Raw genomic sequence first — 18,538 nt, forward strand, 5'->3', positions numbered from 1 at the left:
GGCTGCTGCGTGTGGTGCAGGTGCGGGACGCTCAGCGGCCAGCAGGGACGGGCTTGCGCTGACGCGCGTGCCCGTTGCCGCTGCGCTTGCCGCCGCGCATCAGCAGGAAGCCGGCCACCAGCGCGAGCGCGCCGCCGACGAACCCGACGATCGGCAGCCACACGGTCAGCGCGTCGAGGAGCAGGCGGTCACCGGCGTTGTCGTCGAGGCTCTGGGTGATCTGGTCCTCGGTGAAGGCCAGCTGCAGGTCGAGCACGGGGGTGCCGTTCTCGAGGTAGCGCTGCTGGTCCTCGGTCTGGTTGAGGATCGCCCCGGTCTGCGGCTCGACGTAGATCTCCTTGGCGGTGGTGTACGTGCCGGGGGTGCCCTCAGCGATGTCGATCGGCGCCTCGTCGACGTTGACCGTGAAGACGTAGGTCTCGGTGCCCTGCAGGTCCTCGGTGCGGTCGTAGACCGCCTCGACGGCCTGGCCGGTGGTGCCGTCCCAGTAGGGGTAGGTCTTCTTCTCGGTGTCGAACGGGAACTTGTTGATCAGGCCCTCGTGCGGCACGGCGTCGGCCGGGAGGTCGAGGCTCTCGTTGTCGGCCAGCGCGGTCACCCGGTCGCTGGCGAAGACGTCCACCGAGGCGGTGATCATGTCCTCGGAGCCGTCGACGCACTCGGGCTCCTCGCCGCGGTCGATCATCACGCAGGAGGACGAGACCCAGGCGACGGTGTCGTCGGTGGAGAGCTCGGTGTCGGTGCGGGTGTCGCTGATGGCGTAGATCGGGTTCTCGACCAGGTCACCGGTCGAGGTGTCGATCTTGCCGGCCTCGCCGTCGAGGTAGGTGACGGTCTCGACCTGGAGCGGCGTCTTCTTCACGACGCCGGGCGCCCAGACGAGTCCCAGCAGACCGGCGATCAACAGAAAGCCGCCGAGCCCCAACAGGACCGGTCCTAGAATTTTGCGCACGGGTTTCCCTCCCCAGAGAACGATGTGATGCCCCGCACAATACTGCTGAGTAGCCGAATTGGCGGCATCACTCACAAATGGCCGTCCCGGTGGCACACTCGGCGCCGTGCCGGTCGATCCGAAGAACGTGCTCCAGGCCCGGACGAACCGGAGCGGCGTGCTCGCCGCCGCCGTGCTCGTCCTGCTCCTCGGCACGGCTGGGCGGGCCTGGGCACTGGCCGGCTCGTGGTTCTACACCGACGACCACCGGCTGGTGCGTGACGCGCAGGCCACGAGCGCCCTCCGCGACCTCCTCGAGCCATTCGACAGCCAGTTCATGCCGCTGGGACGCGCCCTGGCCTGGGTCGTCTCCACCGCCTCGCCCGACCGGTGGCCGCTCGCGGCCACCACGACGGTGCTGATGCACCTGCTCGCCTCGGTCGCCTGCCTGGCCATGCTGCTGGTGCTGGTCGGGGCGCGGTGGCGCGTCGTCGTGCTGCTGGCGGTCTACGAGACGTCAGCGGTCACGCTGCCGGCCACCATGTGGTGGGCCGCAGCGCTGAACCAGCTGCCGCTCCAGGCCGTGCTGATGGGGTCGGTGGCCACGTGGGTGCTGCACCTGCGCACCGGTCGGCTCCGGTGGCTGGCGGCCACCGTGGCGCTGGTCGCCCTCGGGCTCACGGCCTACGTCAAGGCCGTCCTGGTCCCCCTGGTCCTCGCGGCGGTGCTGCTGGGCTGGTTCACCGAGGGCGGCCCGTGGCGCCGGGTCCGCTCGGCGCTGCGCGAGCGCTGGCAGGCCGCCGTCGTGTTCGGCACGCTCGGCACGGCCTTCTCCGCCTACTACGTCACCCAGGTGCCGCAGGTCTTCGTCGAGACCGGCCGGACCGTCGCCGACGACCTGGCCCGCTCGATGCTGCTCACGACGCTGCCGACCGGTCTGCTCGGCGGGCCCTGGCGCTGGAACACCGACAACCCGCCCACGTCGTACGCCGACCCGCCGATCGCAGCGGTGGTCGCGACCTGGGTCGTCCTGGCAGCACTGGCGCTGCTGCTGGCGCTGCGCCGGAGGGGGACCGGGCGGGCCTGGGCGCTGCTCGGCGGCTACGCCGCGATCGCCTTCGTGCTGGTGCTGGGCAGCCGGGCCCAGGTGGCCGGAGGCGTGATCGGGCTCGAGTACCGCTACCTGACCGACGTGCTGCCGGTCGCCCTGCTGGCCCTGGTCCTGGCCACCACCCGGGTCGAGGGGGCCGTCGGCTCGAGCGAGGCGAGGCGCACCCGCCGACACCTGCCACCGCGCACCTGGTCGGGCGCGACCGCGGTGCTCGTCGTCGCCGTGGTGGCCGGCGGTGTCCTCAGCTCGGTGACCTACGTGCGCACCTGGCACGAGGACAACCCGGGCGAGGACTACCTGCGCACGGCCCGGGACTCGCTCGCCGGGCGCGGCAGCCTGGACCTGGCCGACCAGGTCGTGCCGGCAGAGGTGGTCCCCGGCTACCAGTTCCCGGCCAACACCACCCTCCTCCTCCTGCCGCTCCAGGTGGAGGGACTGCGCTTCCCCGAGGTCACCGAGGACCTCGTCGTGCTCGACGACGACGGCCGCGCCCGCCGCGCGGACATCGACGTGGCCGTGGACGCCCCCCCGGGCCCGGAGGCCGACTGCGGTTGGCGGATCGGCTCGTCGCCCGTCACCATCGACCTGGACGGCACGGCCTTCGACAGCACCTGGTGGGTGCACCTGGGCTTCGCGGCGGCGAGCGACGACACGCTGGAGGTGACGGTGGACGGGACCACGACCCGCATCGGCGTGCGTCAGGGACCCGGAGAGGTCTTCTGGCGCACCGAGGCGGAGATCGGCCAGGTCACCCTGGGCGGCCTCCGCGGGGGCAACAGCCTGTGCGTGGACCTCGTCGAGGTCGGCGAGGCCGTGCCGGGTGACCTGCTGTGAGCACCCCTCCCCCGGAGCGGGCCGTCGAGCAGTTCCCGCACCTCGACAGCCTCCGCGCCGTCGGGGCGCTCGCCGTGCTGACGACCCATGCGGCGTTCTGGGGCGGTGAGTACACGGACAACGGCACCGCCGGCCGGTTGCTGGCCCGGCTCGACGTGGGGGTCGCCCTGTTCTTCGTGCTGTCGGGCTTCCTGCTCTCGAGGGCGTGGCTGCAGGCCGCCGCGGACGCGACGCCGCGACCGGCCACGGGGCACTACTTCTGGAAGCGCTCCTTGCGCATCGTCCCGGTCTACCTGGTGGCGGCGGTGGCGGCGCTGACGTTGATCGACGCCAACGCCGTGCTCACGCTCGGCGACCGCGTGGCGACGCTGCTGCTCGCCTCGACGCTGGTCGGCCCTGGATTCCCCGCGGGGCTGACGCACATGTGGAGCCTGGCGGTGGAGGTGCACTTCTACCTCGTGCTCCCGCTGCTGATGCTGCTGGCGACCGGGCGCCGCCCGGGACTGGACGTACGTCGGGTCGGCACGCTGCTGGTGGCGATGACCGCGACCAGCGTGTGGTGGCACCTCGACGGCGCGGCCCGCGTCGGCCGGGGCCACGACATGGACACCGCGCAGTGGCTGCCGGCCTACCTCGACTGGTTCGCGATCGGTGTCGGGCTGGCGCTCGCCCAGGTGCTGCTCGCCCGCGGACGCGACGGTCGTGGCATCGGCCTCCTGGTGCGTCTGGCGGGTCAGCCGGGGGTCTGCTGGAGCGTCGCCGGTGGCCTGCTGCTCATCGCCTCGACCCCGGTCGCCGGACCGGTGCTGCTGGCTGCGCCCACCCCCGGCCAGTCGCTGACGAAGAACCTCCTCTACGCCGCGGTCGGCGCCCTCGTGGTGCTCCCGGCGGTGCTGCGGGCGCCGCACCCGGGCACGACCACCACGTTCGACCGGCTCCTGACCAATCGGGCCGCCCGGCACCTGGGGCTGGTCTCCTACGGCATCTTCTGCCTGCACCTGCCGCTGCTGCACCTGGTGATGTGGGCGACCGGGTGGGAGCTCTTCGCCGGCCGCGGCCTGCAGATCTGGGCGCTGACGCTGATCATCAGCCTGGTCGCCGCGGAGGCCGTCTACCGGCTGGTCGAGCGACCGACGCTGCGCCTGAAGGCGGTCCAGCCACTGCGTCGGCGCGGTCGGGCCCCGGCCGAGAGCAGCACCGCTGCGACCGGCACCAGCGCCAGGTAGACCGGCCAGGCCAGCGTGCCCGCCCAGCCGTCCGGGTCACCCCACGGCCGAGCGGCGTACGCCGCTGTCGCGGCCAGGACGGGCGCGGCGAACAGCCACGGCTCCCCACCCGGTGCCCGGCGTCGCAGGAGCGCGACGAGGCCCACCGTCGCGCCGGCGACGAGGGCTCCCCACCAGCCCGCCAGGAGTCCCGCTCCGAGCACCGCGGTCACCGCGGCGGTGGCGGGTCGGACCTCGCGGGCCGCGAGGGGCGGGAGCGCGGCGCCGGTCGCCCGCCCGCGCGGCGACAGCGAGACGCCCACCACGACCAAGAGGCCCAGCAGGGTCAGGGCTCCGGCCAGGAGCCCGAGACGGTAGACGCGGTCGGGCCCGAAGCGCAGCGCGAGCGGCCCCTGGGCGTCGGCGGGCAGCAGCCAGCCCTGCTGCCACCCGTCGACGACGACCGGCTCGGCTGGCTGGCCGTCCTGCTCGCCCTGCCAGCCGGGGTTGGCGTTCTCCCTCGAGACGACGAGGACGGCGTCCGTGGACGGTGCCGCCACGACCCGGGCAGCCGGCTCGCGTGTCAGGGCCAGGGGCGCGTCGGAGGCGGCCCCGGGGGCCGGCGTCGGCATCGCACCGAGCACCACCGACTCGATCTCCACGGCGGCGGTGTCCTGGACCCGCACCTCGGTCTCCCCGGCCGGCAGCCTCAGCCTGCGCAGGGACGGACCGGCCCCGGCTCCGCACGGCACCGCCTCGGTGCTGGCTCCCGCGGCGAGCTGCGCCGGCGAGGCCATCAGCCGGGTGCGCCAGGTGGTGCGGCCGATCCGCAGGGTCGGCCCGGTCCCGCAGGCGTAGCGACGCTGGTCGGAGGAGAGCCGCAGGGGCTCGTAGGGGACGCCGCCCAGGCGCAACTCACCGATGCCGACCCCGACCGGGTGGGCGACGCCGTCGAAGCCCAGGTCCGTCACGTTCTCGCTCTCCAGCACCTCGAGGCGCAGGGCATCGGTCCGGATGCCGGGCAACCGGGCCCGCCCGTCGTCGAGGTCGACGTCGAGGCTGCCCTCGTCCCAGGTCAGGCGCAGCCGGGTGGGGGCGGCGGCAGCGGCGTCGGCGTCGGTGCGCAGTCGGAGCGAGGTGACCCGCTCGCGGCCGAGCCAGGACACCTGCAACGACGGCGACGGGTCGTCCGGGTCGGCGACCCAGGTGGTGCCGAGATCTCCGTCGAGGGCCGCCAGGGCGGAGGCCCGAGGGTCCGGCACCGCGGTGCTGCTCGCCTGCACGCCGACGGCCCGCCCCTCCAGGACGAGGGCCTCGAGCGCGTTCGAGGCCCTGGGGCGCACCCGCACGCTGAGCTCGCTGAAGTCGGCGGGCCCGGCCAGGCGCACCACCCGGTCCAGCCCGGTCGGCTCCTCGGCCTGCACGACCCGACGAGCGACGCAACGCACCTCGGTCCGCTCGGCCGCGAGGTCCTCGACCTCGACGCACCCGGTGCGCCGGTCCTTGTCGGCTCGCAGCACCACGGCGTCCGGGGGCCCCCAGGCCTCGGGCAGCAGCGGCAGCACGAGCGGTCGCCGGACCTGGACACCCGGGATCCGGACCTCGGCGATGCTGATGTCGCGGTCGGCGTCCAGGGAGCGCACCTCCACGAAGGAGGTGCCGGCGACGTCGAGCGGGACGGTGCGGCTCTCCCCCGGTCCCACGGCGACCGGCTGCGAGGTGCCGGCGTCGGTGCGGACGACCAGACGCTGGTCGGCAGCGGCGGTCGGGCCCCCGACCAGGCGCACGGTGCTGGGCGCCACGGGCGTGTCCAGGTCCAGGCGCCACCAGGCGGTGCCGGTGAAGCCGGGCCGCGAGACCCAGGCCGAGTCGTTGGCGCCGTCCAGCGCCGCCCAGGGTGAGGCGCCACGCTCGAGGAAGCCCAGCGAGTCGGCGTCGGAGGCCGACGACGACGCGGACAGCGACCGGGCACCCACGAGCCTCGCGGTGGTCGACCAGCGGTCCTCGGTGTCGATGAGGTAGTCCCGCACCGGGTTGCCGGTGCGGCGCACGTCGCCCTCCACGAGGACCGCCGAGCTCCCGTCGTGGATCCGGGCGAAGGAGCGCTCCCGCGCACGCAGTCCGTCGGTGAGCACGACCGGGGCGCTGGCCAGCTGGGCGGGCAGCTCGACGGGAGCGTCCGCGGCCAGCACCACCGGGCGGTCGTCGAGGGCGCTGGTGTCAGCCAGGTCGGCGAGGTCCTCGGGGCCGGCGGCCACCACCGCGGTGACGTCCGCCTCGACCACGGGCGCTGCTGCGGCGACCTCCCAGACCTCGATCGCCCGGTAGGTCGTCTGCCAGCCCCCGGCGACCGACACGCGGCCGCCGGTGTCCGGCTCGAGATGGGCGACCCCGCCGAGCAGCGGGCCGAAGCCGGCGACCGGGCTCACCCCGGGACTGTCGCGCAGCGCCTGGCGCACCAGGACCGGGTCAGGTGCGCCGTCGGTCCGCTCGAGATCACCGCGCACCACGAGGTAGCGCAGCCCGGCCCGCCGCAGCGCCGCGGCCAGGCCCGGTGAGCCGTGGCCCTGGGAGAGGCGGGCCTCGATGCCGTCGAGGGACCTGATGCTGCCCGGCGGCACCAGCGGCACGACGTTGCGCACGGCCCACCGCGAGTCGGCCAGCCACTGCATCGGCTCGTCGTCGGGGGCGCCCCACAGGTAGCGCGCGAAGTTCGAGCCCGGCACCAGCAGCGCGGTCGCGTCACCGGACGCCTCCTCCTGCTCGTCCAGCCAGTCGGCGGCCTCGCTCCAGTAGGGCGGCACCTCCAGCACCGCTCCGGCCGGCGCGATCCGGCCCGCGAGGGCCGGGGCTGCTGCTCCGGCGACCACCGCGACGGTGACCGCGAGCGCGGTGGCGGTGTTGAGCCGGACCAGGCGTCGGGTGCGCGGGTCCGGTGCCCGGTCGGCCTCCCGGCGCCCGGCACGCACCAGCGCGTCGAGGCTCAGCGCCAGGCCGATGACCAGGGGCAGCCGCAGCACGGGGTCGAACTTGTGCACGTTGCGCAGCGGGGAGAGCACCCCGTCGAGCTGGACCTGCAACGTCGGGGCGAACCAGCCCTGGACCGCGCCCAGGTGCCCGGCGGTGACCATCAGCAGGCCGACGAGCAGCCCGAGCCCCAGGAACCTCCGGTGCGGGTTGCTGCGCAGCATCAGGCCCGCGAGGCCCAGGGCCAGGACCACGGCCGAGTTGAGGGCCAGGTACGACGTGGTGAGCAGGTCGCGGCCGGCGCGGGCGCCGGGCTCGACGTAGGGCACCCAGTTCGACGTGCCCCGCAGCGCGTCGACCAGGGTCGTGGGGAAGGTGGTGACCGACGCCGACTCGATGTAGTCGAGGAAGGGCGGGCTGTAGGAGCCCATCAGCGCCAGCGGCACGAGCCACCAGAGCGTGCCCAGCAACGTGAAGGTCGGCCACCACAGCATCAGCGACCTACGTCGGGGGCCGGGCGTGCGGGTCAGCAGCCACAGAGCGCCGAGGGGGATGACGGCGAAGGAGGCCGCGGCGTTGACACCACCGACGAGGCTGACCGCCAACGCCGACAGGGCCGCCGCCCGGCGCGGTGAGCCGCGCTCGGAGCCGGTGACCAACCGCAGGAGGACCCAGGGCGCCAGGGCGACCGGCCAGGTCTCGCTGGAGATCGGGCCCATCGTGCTGAGCACCCGTGGGGACAGGGCGAAGGCCATGCCGGCGACCAGGCACGCCAGGTCGCTGCGCACCCCCAGCGCTCGCGTCAGGCGGGCGGTCCCGGAGAAGGCCACCGCGAGCACGAGGCCCCACCACAGCCGCTGCACGACCCAGCCCGGCACGCTGGCCACCGCACCCAGCCAGAAGAAGCCGCCCATCGGCCACAGGTAGCCGTAGGCCTGGTTCTGCAGCTGCCCCAGCGCTCCCTCGCCGTCCCACAGGTGCAGGGCGCGGGCCAGGAAGTCCCCGGGAGCGGCGACGAGGTCGAACTTCGTGTCGGCCACCAGGAGCCCTGGGTCCTGGATGAAGGCCAGTCCCACGAGGAGCGCGCACCCGGCCAGCACCCGCAGGCCGAAGCCGCTCGGCGCGGTCGCCACGCCGGCGGCGCTCATCTCTTGCGCAGCACGATGACGAGGTTCCAGGTGACGACCTCGCGCAGCACCGGCACCCGCAGCATCCACCGCGACCACCAGGGGTTGTAGCGCGGACCCAGGTCGACCAGCTCGACGCCGTCGCCGGCGGCCTGCTCGCGCGCCCAGCGCAGACCCGCACCGACGGTGACGGCGAACAACGACTCGCCGTACCTGTTCTTGGGCTCGTGGCCGTGCGTGCGCGCGTACCGCCGGCGCGCACGGGCCCCGCCGAGGAAGTGCCACGGCGCGGTCTCGTGACCGCCCCAGGGGCCGAACCACACGGTGTAGCTGATGAACACCAGGCCGCCGGGCCTGGTCACCCGCACCATCTCGCGCGCCATGGTCCAGGGCTCGGGCACGTGCTCGAGCACGTTGGAGGAGTAGCAGACGTCGACGGCGTCGTCACGGAACGGCAGCCGCATCCCGCTGCCGACGACCGTGCCGTTCGCGATGGTGCCGAGCCCGGCGAGCTCGCCGACGTCGGAGTCCAGCGCGAGGTACGTCGCGCCCGCGGAGGTGAAGGCGTCGCGGAAGTAGCCCGGGCCGCCGCCGACGTCGAGGAGGACCGCGTCCTCGAGGTCGGTGTAGGAACCGAGCTGGGCGGCGGAGTCCTGCGCCAGCGCGGTGTAGAAGCGGGCGGGATCGTCCTGCTCGTGACCGAACTCGCGCAGCAGTCGCACCGAGCGACGCAGCGTCGCCCGGAACGGAGTCGTCTTCGGGCTCAGCACGCGCAGACCTTACCCACTGGTACCTTCCCCCGATGCAGGAACCGGACACCGCCACCATGGACGAGCGTCTCGCGGGGCGCCACGTCGCCCTGCTCAGCTGGCGCGACACCGCCAACCCCGAGGGCGGCGGCGCCGAGCGCTACCTGGAGAAGATGGCGGCGGGACTGGTCGCGCGCGGCTGCACGGTGACCGTGTTCTGTGCCGCGCATGCGGCCGCCCCACCCACCGAGACCGTCGACGGGGTCCGCTTCGTGCGACGCGGCACCAAGCTCAGCGTCTACCCGCAGGGGATGCGCGCGCTGCGCCGCGGCGATCTCGACGGTCCCCACGGCCCGCCCGACGTGGTCGTCGACGTGCAGAACGGCCTGCCGTTCTTCTCGCGCCTGGTCACCCGGCGCCCGGTGGTCGTGCTGGTCCACCACGTGCACCGCGAGCAGTGGCCGGTCGTCTACCCGGGCCGTCCCGGCCGGGTGGGCTGGTGGATCGAGCGGCGCCTGGCCCCGTGGCTGTACCGCCGCGACCAGTACGTCGCGGTCTCGAGCGCCACCCGCGCCGAGCTCGCCGAGCTCGGCGTCCACCGGGACCGCACCGCGGTGGTGCACAACGGCACCGACCCCTACGTGGCGGTCACGCCGGGCAAGAGCCCGACGCCGATGGTGGCGGTCGTGGGCCGCCTCGTCCCGCACAAGCAGGTCGAGCACGCCATCGACGCGGTGCTGGCGCTGCGCGCCGGGCACCCCGACCTTCGTCTGCACGTGGTGGGTTCGGGCTGGTGGGACGCCGAGCTGCACGAGTACGCCGCGGCGCGTGGCGCCGGGGACAGCGTGGTCTTCGAGGGGCACGTGGACGAGGAGCACAAGCACGAGATCTACGAGCGGGCCTGGGTCCTGGCCCTGCCCTCGTTGAAGGAGGGCTGGGGACTGGTCATCGGCGAGGCCGGCATGCACACGACGCCCGCCCTGGCCTACCGCGCTGCGGGCGGGACGCAGGAGTCGATCGTCGACGGCGTCTCGGGAGTCCTCGTCGACGACCAGGCGGACTTCACCGCGACCCTGGGCCGCCTCCTCGGCGACGGCGGGCTGCGCGAGCGTCTCGGTCAGGGGGCCCTGGAGCAGAGCCACCGGTTCACCTGGACGCGCGCGCAGCAGTCGTTCGCCGACGTGCTGGTGGCGGTGCTGTCCGGTCGCCGGGTGGCCGGCTCGGACTGAGAGCCCGGGGACCCGGGCTGCTCGATCAGCCGTTGGTGCCGTACTGGACGACCGGCTGGTTGACGCTCGCCGGGGACTCGCCCTGGGTGCCCGTCTGCGAGCTGACGAGACCGACCACGGTGACGGCGGCGACGACGCCACCCACGGCGGTGGTGGCGATGGTTGCTGCGATGGCGGAGATACCGCCACTGAGAATTGCTGACACGTTATGGACCCTCCCTCAAAGGTGAGTCGGAGGTTACCAGTGAGTTCGGCCCTTCTGACGAATCTTTGACTCTTTGCTCACATACTTCGCCCGCGACGCTGCCGCCGGACCCGCGCAGCGGCGACCAGCCCCGCACTGCCGAGCAGCGCCACCCAGGCGCCCCAGGCGGCGGCCATCGCCGCGACCCAGCCGGGCGGCGACGTGCGCGGGCTCGCGCCCAGCACCTCGGTCACCACGAGGTCGCCGGTCTCCAGGAGGCGCCGACCGGCCACCTCGACCGCGAGGTCGTCGTCGCCGCCCGGGGCGGTACGGTCCCGCACCACCACCCCGATCCCGATCCGCGCGAGGGCCCGGGCGCGATCCTGGGGGCCGGAGCGGGCGAGCGCCTCGCGGGCGGCCCGGACCCGCGGGTCCTCCCCCGCCAGCACCACCCGCGAGACCACCAGCTCGTCGCTCGCGACGTGGTTGCGTCCCAGGTAGCGGCCCAGCGGGTCGAGCACCGTGTGCCCGTTGTTCCACTGCGGCGCACGGAAGCTGCTCAGCGGCAGCACCAGCACGTCCCCGGGCGCTGCCGCCCCCACCGCGCGGTGCGCCTGCTCGAAGGACGTCGGATAGTCCACCGCCTGCAGGCGTGGGCCGTCGGGGCCGTCGAGGCCCCACGCGATGTCCGGGAGCACCGTGACCGGCCAGAGCACCAGGACCGCCGCCAGCAGGACCCGTGGAACGAGCGGCGCCGCGCCCGGCCAGGCCCGGCGCACCCGGTCGTGCAGCACGACCGCACCCTGGGCGACGAGCGAGACCAGCAGCGGCGCGCAGAGCACCAGCAGCCGCGCCCCGTCGCGGACCACGCCCGCGCCCGGGACGGCACCGGCCAGCGTCCCCACCGCGTTCGGGGCGGCCCAGGTCAGGACGGCGAGACCCCAGCCCACGCCCCACAGCGCCAGCAGGCCGCCGCCCTCACGAGCGCCCACGCGCTGCCACCACGTGCGCCACCCCGTCGCAGCGAGGGCGAGGAGGACCGCGGTCGCGACCCAGGCCGCGACCCCGGTACGCGAGCCGGGCAGCACCTCGGCGTTCCAGGCACCGCCCAGGCCGAGCGCCGCCAGCGGTCCGGGCAGCGTCCCCTCGTCGGCCAGCGCGAACACCGCGGCGCCGGCCGGGTCGCTGAGGGCCGCACCGGCGTGCAGCAGGCCCGCGACCAGCCACGGGGCGTTCGCCAGGGCCACCACCGCCACCACGCGCGCCAGATGCGCGACCTCCTGGCGGGTCGCGAGCACCAGCAGCACCGCGGCGCTGGCCAGTCCGGCGCTCGCGCTCAGGCTGGCGCACACCACCAGCAGCGGCAGCACCGCGGGCATCCGCTGCTCGGTGCGCCAGCGCCGGGCCGCGACGACCAGCCACGGGAGCGCGGCGTACCCCAGCAGCACCGGCCAGTGCCCCAGGCCGAGACGCTCGGCCACGAAGGGGTTCCACTGCCACAGGGTCACCGCAGCCAGCGCGCCGAGGAGCCGGCCCGGAGGCGCGAGCCGGGCCGCTCCCACGCCGCCGACCACCAGGGCCGCGAGCAGCACGAGCTTCTGCAGCACCATGCCGGGCACGACCTCGTCGAGGATCGCTACCACCGCGTCGGAGGGCACGGCGCGGGGCAGCCCGCTGCCGGTGCCGAGCGCATCGGCGCGCAGCGCCAGGTCGGGGACCCAGACCATGTCGTAGCTGAGCACGTACCCGGGGGCCAGCGCCGGTCCCAGCAGCAGGAGTGCCAGCACGATCGACCACACCGGCACGACGAGCGACGGGGCATGCCCCCGGGGCAGCCCCCGCACCCTCGCCCACCAGTCGCCCACGGCCGAAGACAACCACACCGGCACCGATCCGACCTGCGCGAAGTTGTCCCCGGTGACACGCGCTGACCTACTCTCGTCCCGTGACCAGCACCGCCGAGCACCCCACGGGCGGCCCCGCCGACCCGGGTGCCGGGGCGACGGGCAGGTCGGGCCTGCGCGCGCTGCTGCGCGGCAGCGCCGGCATCGCGGTCGCGATGGGCGTCATGAACGTCGCGACGTACGCCTTCCAGATGATCTCGGCGCGGCTGCTGGGTCCTGCGGACTACGGCGCGCTGGCCCCGTTGATGGCGCTGCTGATGGTCGTCGCGGTGCTGCAGCTGGGCCTGCAGGCCACCGGTGCCCGCCGGATCTCGGCCGACCCCACGCACGTCGCCCAGATCGAGCGGGTCGTCCTCGGGGTCACCTACCGCGCCGCGCTCGGGCTGGGCGCCCTGCTGCTGGTGCTGTCCCCGATCGTGATGGTGGTGCTGCGGCTCGACAGCGTGCTGCCCGCGATCCTGCTCGCCCTCAGTGCCGTGCCGCTGACCGTGATGGGCGGTCAGGCCGGGATCCTGCAGGGCGAGCGCCGCTGGTTCCCGCTGGGCATGGTCTACCTCGGCATGGGGGTGTCGCGGGTGGCCGTGGGCACCGCCTGCCTCCTCGTCTCCCCCACCGAGACCTCCGCGATGCTCGGCGTCGCGGTCGCGATGGTCGTGCCGGCCCTCATCGGCTACGTCGCGCTGCGACGCCCCCGCGACGAGGGTCGTCACAGCGAGGACCACACCCGCCGCCCGGTCGCCCGGGAGGCGGTGACCGCCTCGCTGGCCCTGCTCGCCTTCTTCGTGCTCTCCAACGCCGACATCGTGGTCGCCCGCAACGTCCTCGACGACCACGACGCCGGTCTCTACGCCGCCGGGCTGATCCTCACCAAGGCCGTGCTCTTCCTGCCGCAGTTCGTGGTCGTGGTCGCGTTCCCGTCGATGTCCACGGTCGACGAGCGTCGCCTGGCACTGCTGCGCAGCCTGACCCTGGTCGCCGCGCTCGGTGTCGTGGCGACCCTGGGAGCGTGGCTGCTCAGCTCCCTGGCGATGGTCTTCGTCGGCGGCCAGGAGTACGCCGAGGTCGAGTCGCGCCTGTGGCTCTTCGCCGTCATCGGCACCCTGCTGGCGATGCTGCAGCTGCTGGTCTACTCGGTCCTGGCCCGCCAGGGCACCCGCTCGGCGTACCTGGTGTGGGTGGCCGTGCTGGTCCTGGTCGCGGCCGCGGCGACCACCGCCAGCCTGGGCGCGCTGGCCCTCGTCGTGGTCGGGGTCGACGCCGCCCTGTTCGTGGCCCTGCTCGCGCTGAGCCTGCACCGGCTGCGCGACCCCGCCCCCCTCAGCTAGCGACCCGGCCCGGATATCGCGCCGACCCGGCGCAGATGTCGCGCCGCGTCGGCGCAAATCTCTCGCTCAGTCGGCGCAGATCTCCCGCGCGAGGTCAGTGCGCGGCGTCGTGCCAGCTGTGCCCGGTGCCGACGGAGACGTCGAGCGGGACCGCGAGCGCTGCCGCCGCCCCCATCTGCTCGCGCACCAGGGCCTCGAGGACCTCCCGTTCGCCGGGCGCCACCTCGAGCACGAGCTCGTCATGGACCTGCAGCAGCATCCGCGAGGCCAGGCCGGCCTCCTCGATGCGTTGCTGCACCCGCAGCATCGCGATCTTGATCAGGTCGGCGGCCGAGCCCTGGATGGGTGCGTTGAGCGCCATCCGCTCGGCCATCTCGCGACGCTGCCGGTTGTCGCTGGTCAGGTCGGGCAGGTAGCGGCGCCGACCCTCGATGGTCTCGGTGTAGCCGGTGCGCCGAGCCTCCTCGACGATCCCGCCGAGGTAGTCGCGGATGCCGCCGAAGGTCTCGAAGTACTCATCCATCAACCCGCGGGCCTCGGCCGGCTCGATGCCCAGCTGCTGGCCCAGCCCGAAGGCGGACAGCCCGTAGGCCAGGCCGTAGTTCATCGCCTTGATCTTCGCGCGCTCCTCCGTCCCGACCTGCTCGGCGGGCATGTCGAAGACCCGGGCCGCGGTGATCGAGTGGAAGTCGCTGCCGGAGCGGAACGCCTCGATGAGCAACGCGTCCTCGGAGAGGTGCGCCATGATCCGCATCTCGATCTGGCTGTAGTCGGCCGTCATCAGCGACTCGTGGCCCGCACCCACCACGAAGGCCTCGCGGATGCGTCGGCCCTCCTCGGTGCGCACCGGGATGTTCTGCAGGTTCGGGTCGGTGCTGGAGAGCCGACCGGTGGCGGCGATGGTCTGGTTGAACGTGGTGTGGATCCGCCCGTCGGAGGCCACGGTCTTGAGCAGGCCCTCGATGGTCTGGCGCAGCCGGATGACGTCGCGGTGCCGCAGCAGGTGCAGCAGGAACGGGTGCTCGGTCTTGACGTAGAGCGCCTGCAGCGCATCGGCGTCGGTGGTGTACCCGGTCTTGGTGCGCTTGGTCTTCGGCATCGCCAGCTCGTCGAACAGGACCGCCTGGAGCTGCTTCGGCGAGCCGAGGTTGATCTCCTTGCCGATCACGGCGTACGCCGCATCCGCGGCGCCGCGGACCTCGCCCGCGAAGTGGGACTCGAGCGACTCGAGGTGGTCGGTGTCGACGGCGATGCCGGTCGTCTCCATGCGCGCCAGCAGGTGCACCAGCGGCAGCTCGACCTTCGCGAGCAGCTCGGTGCCGCCGTGCTCGGCCACGGCCTCGTCGAGGGCCTCGGCCAGGTCGAGCACGGCGCGGGCGTGGAGCATCGCGGTCTGCGCGGCGTCGTCACCCACCCCGTCGAGACCCGCGTCGAGCCCGGCGTCGAGGCTGTCGAGGCTGAGCTGTCCGTCGTCGGCGCTGCCCTGCTTGAGCTCCCGCTTGAGGTAGCGCAGGGTCAGGTCGCCCAGCTCGTAGGAGCGCTGGTCGGGGCGCACCAGGTAGGCCGCCAGCGCCGTGTCGGACTGCAGCCCCGCCAGCGGCCAGCCGCGGGCGGCCAACGCCAGCATCGGGCCCTTCGCGTCGTGCAGGACCTTGGGCCGCTGCTCGTCGGCCAGCCAGGCCGCCACGGCGCCGTCGTCGTCGGGGCTGACCTCGGCGGCGTCGAACCACGCCGCGGTGCCGTCGTCGGCGGCCAGGGCCAACGAGTGCACCTCGCCGCTGCCGGCGCGCCACGTGCCCTGCACGACGAGACCGACCCGGTCCGCGGCGTGCTCGGCCAACCAGCCGGCCACCTGGCCGGGCGCCAGCCGGACCCCGGTGACCTCGAACCCGGTGCCGTCGACGACCTCCTCAGAGGTCAGCGTCTCGAAGAGCCGGTCGCGCAGCACCCGGAACTCGAGCCCGTCGAAGAGGGTGTGCACCTCCTGGCGGTCCCAGGGACGCAGCGCGAGCTCGGCGGGCCGGAGCTCGAGGTCGAGGTCGCAGACCAGGGCGTTGAGCCGGCGGTTGCGCATCACGTCACCGAGGTGGGCACGCAGGGCCTCTCCCTTCTTGCCGGTGATCTTGTCGGCATGGGTGATGACGTTGTCGAGGCCGTCGTAGGTGTTGATCCACTTCGCCGCGAACCCCTGACCCACGCCCGGGACGCCGGGCAGGTTGTCGGAGGTCTCCCCCACGATCGCGGCCAGCTCGGGGTAGCGGGCGGGCGGGACGCCGTACTTCGTCTCGACGGCCTCGGGGGTCATCCGGGCGAGGTCGGAGACGCCGCGCATCGGGTAGAGCACGGTGGAGCGCTCGGTGACCAGCTGCAGCGCGTCGCGGTCCCCGGTGAGGATGAGGACCTCCATCTCGGGGTCGTCGGCCAGGGCCTGGGTGACCAGGGTCGCGATGATGTCGTCGGCCTCGTAGCCGTCCTTCTTCAGGAAGGGGATCCGCAGGGCGTCGAGGACCTCCTCGATCAGCGGCAGTTGGCTCCCGAACTCGCTCGGGGTCTTGTTGCGCTTGGCCTTGTACTCGGAGTACTCCGCCAACCGGAAGGTCTGGCGCGAGACGTCGAAGGCGACACCGACGTGGGTGGGCTGCTCGTCGCGCAGCACGTTGATCAACATCGAGGTGAAGCCGTAGACGGCGTTGGTGTGCTGGCCCGTCGTGGTCGAGAAGTTCTCCACCGGCAGCGCGAAGAAGGCCCGGTAGGCCAGGGAGTGACCGTCCAGGAGGAGCAGTCGCGGTCGGGCGGGGGAGGTCGTCTCGGGCACGGCCCGACCCTAGCCGCTGGTGCCGACGTCGCCTCGCTAGGTTGGCCTCATGAGCGACGACCAGCGCGGGACCACCCCCATCGACGTCCAGGAGTACATCGCGAGCATGCCCCAGGGCATGGGCGGGTTGAACGAGAAGATGGGTGTCGAGCTCGTCGAGGTCTCCGCGGAACGGGTCGTCGCCACGATGCCGGTCGAGGGCAACACCCAGCCGTACGGCCTGCTGCACGGCGGGGCCTCGGTGGTCCTCGCGGAGACCCTCGGTTCCATCGGCTCGGCCCTGCACGCCCACCCCGACCGGGTCGCCGTCGGGGTCGACATCAACGCCACGCACCACCGCGCGGCCACGGGCGGCACGGTGACCGGCGTCGCCACGCCCGCCCACCTGGGCCGCACCAGCGCCACCTGGGAGGTCGTCATCACCGACGAGCGCGGCAAGCGCGTGTGCACCTCGCGGATCACCTGCTCCCTGGTGCCGCGCGAGCGTCTGGGCTTCTAGCCCGCCTGCTGCCGGCGCAGCGAGCGCCGTGCAGCGAGCATCTGGCCGCGGGCGCTGCGACCTCGCTCCGTGGCGGGCCGTTGTGCCTCGACCTTGGTCCGGATCGCGTGGGTGGTGGCTGCGCGCAGCACGGCCTGGGGTCGCAGCGCCAGCCGCGCCATGAAGCGGTTGGCGTCGCGCGACGTCGCCGAGGCCTCGGTCGCGACGTGCGGGATGCCCAGGTCCTCGGCCCAGGCCACGGCGGCCTCGACCAGCGTGCGACCGACACCGTGCCGGCGCATGTCGGGTACGACGGTGGGGCTGTGGAACTGCACCACGGGCTCGAGGTTGATCGGGCTCAGCGTGGCCACGCACAGCAGCACCGCGCCGGCCGGCCGGCCGTCGTGATCGGCGATCAGCAGGCGCTGCTCCGGCGACGCCGCAGACTCCTTGATCACCCGCTCGAGGTCGGCGACCTGGTCCTCCCGGTCACCGCGACGCAGGTAGGGCTCCCACAGCTCGACGAGGAAGAGCGCGTCCTCCTCGCTCGCGGTCCTGAGCGTCACCGGGCTACGACTCATCGGGCATCGCCTTTCCCGGGGTCCACGTGCCACTGGGGCGCGACCGATCGGCCACGTCCGAGCCAGCGAGACTACGCTGCTGCGCACTGTCGTGTCGCATGCTCAGCGCACTCTTGACCTTCGCCCGCCACCGGGCCAGACCACCCAGGATCCCCGTGCTCCTCGCGTCCCCGTCCCCGCTGCTCAGCACGCTGCTGGTGCCCGGCGTCGGCACCGCCGTGAACGTCGCCACCGTGCTGCTGGGCTGCGTGCTCGGCGTGCTGCTGGGCCACCGGCTGCCCGAGCGCACCCGAGAGCTGGTCACCGACGGGCTCGGTCTCGTCACGCTGCTGATCGCGGCCACGGCCGCCGTCGCCGTCCTCTCCCCCGCACTGTCGGCGGCGGTCGGCGGCAGCGCGCCCATGCTGATCGTGCTCGGCTCCGTGCTGCTGGGCGGGATCGCCGGCTCGCTGCTGCGTCTGGAGCAGCGCGTGGAGGGGCTGGGCCGGTGGCTGCAGCGACGGATGGCCGGTGGTGCCGACTCGGCGCAGCGCCAGCGGTTCGTGGAGGGCTTCGTGGTGGCCTCCCTGGTCTTCTGCACCGGACCGCTGACGATCCTCGGCTCGCTCAACGACGGGTTGGGCAACGGAGCCGACCAGCTGTTCCTCAAGGCCACCCTCGACGGCTTCGCAGCCATCGCCTTCGCGGCGTCGTTCGGCTGGGGCGTGGCGGCCTCGGTGCTGACCATCGTGGTGGTGCAGGGCGGGCTGACCCTGGTCGGGCTCGGCCTGGGAGACCTGCTGCCCGATGCCCACCTCGCGGCCGTCACCGCGGTGGGCGGTCTGGTGCTGGTCGGGGTGGCGCTACGGCTGCTGCGCATCCGCGAGGTCGCTGTCTCCGACCTGCTCCCGGCCCTCCTGGTGGCGCCGCTGCTCGTGCAGGTGGCCGTCGCGGTCCACTGAAGGTGACGGTTCTCCCGTCGTTCACGTCACGATTCGGCAACGCTCGCCGAGTGTGCGGCGGATCACACCTCCGCGGGTCTACCGTGACCGTGCTACGTCCGACCTCCGGGGGATCGGGCACCGGTGAAGGCACCAACACCTGAGGAAAGGGTTCACC

General features: G+C 73.6%; 13 protein-coding genes. 6 read left to right on the plus strand and 7 right to left on the minus strand.

Annotation, left to right across the window (positions count from 1 at the left end; genetic code table 11):
* Positions 1-31: 31 nt before the first annotated feature.
* On the minus strand, positions 32-1,147 hold the full coding sequence (locus I601_RS18110) for a PorA family protein (RefSeq protein ID WP_084527799.1): 1,116 nt from the start codon (positions 1,145-1,147) through the stop codon (positions 32-34).
* On the opposite strand from I601_RS18110, the gene I601_RS18115 reads away from it, so the two are divergent.
* Both I601_RS18115 and I601_RS20915 read left to right on the plus strand, forming a co-directional pair.
* On the plus strand, positions 1,059-2,876 hold the full coding sequence (locus I601_RS18115) for a hypothetical protein (protein WP_068112869.1): 1,818 nt from the start codon (positions 1,059-1,061) through the stop codon (positions 2,874-2,876). The genes I601_RS18110 and I601_RS18115 overlap by 89 nt on opposite strands.
* A complete protein-coding gene (locus I601_RS20915; protein ID WP_084527803.1) occupies positions 2,873-4,102 on the plus strand; it encodes an acyltransferase family protein in 1,230 nt (409 codons plus the stop codon). The genes I601_RS18115 and I601_RS20915 overlap by 4 nt, the downstream gene beginning before the upstream one ends.
* On the opposite strand, the gene I601_RS18120 is transcribed toward I601_RS20915, so the two are convergent.
* Together I601_RS18120 and I601_RS18125 are read right to left on the minus strand one after the other, a co-directional pair.
* Positions 3,988-8,196, minus strand: a complete 4,209-nt coding sequence (locus I601_RS18120) for an alpha-(1->3)-arabinofuranosyltransferase domain-containing protein (RefSeq protein WP_068112872.1) — start codon at positions 8,194-8,196, stop codon at positions 3,988-3,990. The genes I601_RS20915 and I601_RS18120 overlap by 115 nt on opposite strands.
* Positions 8,193-8,945, minus strand: a complete 753-nt coding sequence (locus tag I601_RS18125) for a class I SAM-dependent methyltransferase (protein WP_237089463.1) — start codon at positions 8,943-8,945, stop codon at positions 8,193-8,195. The genes I601_RS18120 and I601_RS18125 overlap by 4 nt, the downstream gene beginning before the upstream one ends.
* Before the next feature lie 32 nt (positions 8,946-8,977).
* On the opposite strand from I601_RS18125, the gene I601_RS18130 reads away from it, so the two are divergent.
* Entirely contained in the window at positions 8,978-10,153 is a 1,176-nt protein-coding gene (locus I601_RS18130; RefSeq protein ID WP_237089464.1) for a glycosyltransferase family 4 protein, read from the plus strand.
* A gap of 25 nt (positions 10,154-10,178) precedes the next feature.
* Here the strand turns inward: I601_RS18130 and I601_RS21245 are convergent, their stop codons facing one another.
* Together I601_RS21245 and I601_RS18135 are read right to left on the minus strand one after the other, a co-directional pair.
* The gene (locus tag I601_RS21245; protein WP_157520291.1) at positions 10,179-10,358 is read right to left on the minus strand and encodes a hypothetical protein; all 180 of its coding nucleotides are present in this window, start codon (positions 10,356-10,358) and stop codon (positions 10,179-10,181) included.
* Positions 10,359-10,435: 77 nt separating this feature from the next.
* A complete protein-coding gene (locus I601_RS18135) occupies positions 10,436-12,202 on the minus strand; it encodes an MmpA family trehalose lipid delivery protein (protein ID WP_157520294.1) in 1,767 nt (588 codons plus the stop codon).
* Positions 12,203-12,282: 80 nt separating this feature from the next.
* Between I601_RS18135 and I601_RS18140 the strand changes: the two genes are divergently transcribed.
* On the plus strand, positions 12,283-13,566 hold the full coding sequence (locus tag I601_RS18140) for an MATE family efflux transporter (RefSeq protein WP_084527805.1): 1,284 nt from the start codon (positions 12,283-12,285) through the stop codon (positions 13,564-13,566).
* Positions 13,567-13,660: 94 nt separating this feature from the next.
* Here I601_RS18140 and polA read toward each other — a convergent pair whose 3' ends face one another.
* Positions 13,661-16,381, minus strand: coding sequence for a DNA polymerase I (gene polA, locus I601_RS18145; protein WP_068112881.1), 2,721 nt, complete (start codon positions 16,379-16,381; stop codon positions 13,661-13,663).
* Positions 16,382-16,430: 49 nt separating this feature from the next.
* Between polA and I601_RS18150 the strand changes: the two genes are divergently transcribed.
* A complete protein-coding gene (locus I601_RS18150; protein WP_084527807.1) occupies positions 16,431-16,880 on the plus strand; it encodes a hotdog fold thioesterase in 450 nt (149 codons plus the stop codon).
* Here I601_RS18150 and I601_RS18155 read toward each other — a convergent pair.
* Positions 16,877-17,440: a GNAT family N-acetyltransferase gene (locus I601_RS18155; RefSeq protein WP_068112884.1), complete on the minus strand. Its 564-nt coding sequence runs from the start codon at positions 17,438-17,440 to the stop codon at positions 16,877-16,879. The genes I601_RS18150 and I601_RS18155 overlap by 4 nt on opposite strands.
* Before the next feature lie 155 nt (positions 17,441-17,595).
* On the opposite strand from I601_RS18155, the gene I601_RS18160 reads away from it, so the two are divergent.
* Positions 17,596-18,381: a DUF554 domain-containing protein gene (locus I601_RS18160; protein WP_237089465.1), complete on the plus strand. Its 786-nt coding sequence runs from the start codon at positions 17,596-17,598 to the stop codon at positions 18,379-18,381.
* The last annotated feature ends 157 nt before the right edge of the window (positions 18,382-18,538 follow it).

Origin of the sequence: Nocardioides dokdonensis FR1436 (genome assembly GCF_001653335.1) — a bacterium.
Lineage (GTDB): Bacteria > Actinomycetota > Actinomycetes > Propionibacteriales > Nocardioidaceae > Nocardioides > Nocardioides dokdonensis.